At 48.9% G+C, this 2,781-nt stretch carries 2 protein-coding genes; both read left to right on the plus strand.

Annotated elements, in window-relative coordinates:
• Window positions 1–908: 908 nt before the first annotated feature.
• Complete coding sequence (locus Q0438_RS10795; protein ID WP_299190796.1) at window positions 909–1,730, plus strand: DUF364 domain-containing protein; 822 nt, start codon at window positions 909–911, stop codon at window positions 1,728–1,730.
• A gap of 134 nt (window positions 1,731–1,864) precedes the next feature.
• Window positions 1,865–2,548 (plus strand): alpha/beta hydrolase, encoded by a 684-nt coding sequence (locus Q0438_RS10800; RefSeq protein ID WP_299190797.1) that lies wholly within the window; start codon window positions 1,865–1,867, stop codon window positions 2,546–2,548.
• The last annotated feature ends 233 nt before the right edge of the window (window positions 2,549–2,781 follow it).

Consider the following 2,781-nt stretch of genomic DNA (forward strand, 5'->3'; position numbering starts at 1 on the left):
ACGGCAGGAGCGACTACTACTACGACGAGATCGTGCTGTGCGCCGCTCGCGGCGAGACGCTGCTAAATCCGCTCATCAACATCCTGCTATCCGAAAATAAAATTTAGCTTTGCGGCGGATCGGAAAATGAAATTTAGCTTTGCGTCGGATCGGAAAATAAAATTTAGCCTTGCGGCAGGTAGGAAATAAAATTTAACTCCGCAGCGGGCGCAACTTGTCATGGATACGGCCGCCGCGTAAATTTTACCCGTGCCCGCACCTTTTATTAAATTTTGCCCGCTGCCGCTTTCGTTAAATTTAGCTCGCGTCCGAGTTTGCGTTCGCTTGCAATTATTAAATTTGCTCGTATTTGCCCGAGCTCGCGCCCATTCGTATTCATTAAAATTTATCCCGCATTCGCTCATTAAGCTAGCCTAAAATTCAGCCCGTATCGGCTTACTATTGTTAAATTTACCTGTCTATGTCCAAACTCTTGCTCGTCCGCTCTTATGGAATTTAGCTCGCATTGTCTGCTCGCATCGGCTTGCTCGTTAAATTTGATCCGTCCGCACCGCCTGTTCGCTACCCCATCAATATCGCTTGCTCGTTTGCCGCTTCGTCCGCGCCGCCGATCAGTTTAAAATTTTTAACCGTACTCACTCGTTAAAATTTTGAATTTACCCGCTCGCTTAAAATTTCATGTTTGTCCGCACGTTTCAAATTTTAAAGCTGCACTGCGCTTTTTAAAATTCCAAGTCGTAACGATACGCGCTCGCTACGTAAAATTTTATCTCGCGTCTGCCGCTTGCGTTAAATTTGGCTCGCGTCTGTTTGGACATCGCCCGTCGCGCGATCAATAAATTTATATCAATACGGGCGGCGAAATTTTAAGCTATAATGGCGTCAAATTCCACATTAAAGGAGCGAAAATGAGCGAAATTTTAGATCAGACGCTGGAGTGCGCGAAAGAAATTTTAGGCGCCCAGGCACTGGATCTTAAGATCGAGCGCGCGGTCGTGGGGCTATTTTTTAGCGGCGTGAAGCTGCAAGGAGGCACGTGCGGGCTTAGCTATACGCCGCTAAAGTCCCTATCGGGCGCCGTTTGCTGCCCCTCGCAGGCAAGCGCGATGCCCGATTCGGGCAATATCGCGGGCAAGAGCGTGCGCTATCTACTGCGTGACCTAAACTCCGCCGCGCCGCTTAAAAAGACGCTCGCACTTGCCGCGCTAAATGCGCTTGGAAGGGCGTGTTTTGATAAAATCACCGCCGATTACGACGTGAAATTCGGTGCCGATCCCTTTGATGAGCTGCGGATCGAGCGCGGCAGCTTTAGCGTCGTCGTGGGCGCGCTGGTGCCCTACATCAAGACGCTGATGAAAAATGGCGCGGATTTTAAAATTTTAGAGCTTGACAAAAGCACGCTTAAAGAGGCAGAGCTGCCGTTTTACCTGCCTGCAAGCGAGGCCGCAAGCGTCGTACCGCGCGCAGATAACGTGATAATCACGGCTACGACGCTCATCAACGACACGCTGCAGGGACTTTTACGTCTGAAAAAAAGCGGCGCCAAGCTCGTGCTCGTGGGGCCCACCACGCCGCTATTGCCGCGGGCGCTGTTTGAGCGCGGCGTGGACTTTGCGGGCGGCACGCTCGTGCGGGATGCCGACGCGGTACTCGATATCATCGCGCAGGCGGGCTCGGGGTATCACTTTTTGGGTAAATTTGCCGACAAAATCACGATCTGTAGGGGCTAGCGCGCAGATTGAAATTTTAAAATTTGCGCGCAAGCGGCTTTGCTGCAAATTTTTATAGATCTACGCGAACGTCTTAAGAAAACTTTTTTAAAAACGATGTAAAATGTCCGCTTTAGAAATGAGAGGAGCTATAGATGAATAGCAAAAGACGAAATGTGATGAAATTTAGCCTAGCATGCGCAGCTTCGCTACTTTGCGTCGGTACCGCCTCGTTTGGGGCGAGCTTAAATTCGAAGGAGAAAAATATGCAAAAGTGCGTCTATATCGTGCACGGCTACGACGCTTCGCCTAAAAGCCATTGGTTTGCCTGGCTCAAAGGCGAGATCGAAAAATCGGGCGCGAGGGCGGAAATTTTAACGATGCCCACGCCTGCGCACCCAAGGCTTGATGAGTGGCTGAAAACTCTGCGAGAAAGCGTAAAATTTGAAGGCGAAGTCTATCTGGTCGGACACAGCCTCGGCTGCCCTACAATCTTAAATTTCTTACAAAACAGTGCCGCAAGCGGCGCAGTAGAGGGCGTCGTGCTAGTTTCGGGGCTTGCAAAGCCGCTTAGCGATCCGCAATTTAAAATTTTAGACGAGTTTATGGATAAAGGCTTTGATTTTGAGCGTATAAAAGCCGCCGCAAAACAGCGCGCTGTAATTTCTGCGAAGGACGATTATATCGTGCCGTTTAGCTTTAGCCGCGAGCTAGCGGGGCAGATCGATGCTAAGTTTTACGAGGTGCAAAAAGGCGGGCATTTTTTAGACAGGGACGGCTTTACGAAGTTTGATCTAGTCTATGAAATTTTAGAAAAAATGATGAAGCTAAAGGGCTAGATTTGGGGCAAACGCGCCCGCTCGATCGGTATTTGTTTTCGTGTGAGATAAAATTTTGCCACGCCGAGCCCGAGTCGAATACCCGAAAATTTAAATAATCTAAATTTAGCACAAGAAGTATTGAAAAACAGTATTCAACCGGAATTGAGTTTTTAAACGATTAAACGATACGGAAAGCTAGAATTCTAACAAAGCCTGCAGCGACCTACTTTCCCCGTCCGAGTAACGGATAG

Source organism: uncultured Campylobacter sp., assembly GCF_938030785.1.
In the GTDB taxonomy this organism is placed as follows: Bacteria; Campylobacterota; Campylobacteria; order Campylobacterales; family Campylobacteraceae; genus Campylobacter_B.

Excerpts from the sequence above, each read along its gene's own strand:
- Q0438_RS10795 (WP_299190796.1), top strand. The coding sequence starts at position 909 with ATGAGCGAAATTTTAGATCAGACGCTGGAGTGCGCGAAAGAAATTTTA.
- Q0438_RS10800 (WP_299190797.1), top strand. The coding sequence starts at position 1,865 with ATGAATAGCAAAAGACGAAATGTGATGAAATTTAGCCTAGCATGCGCA.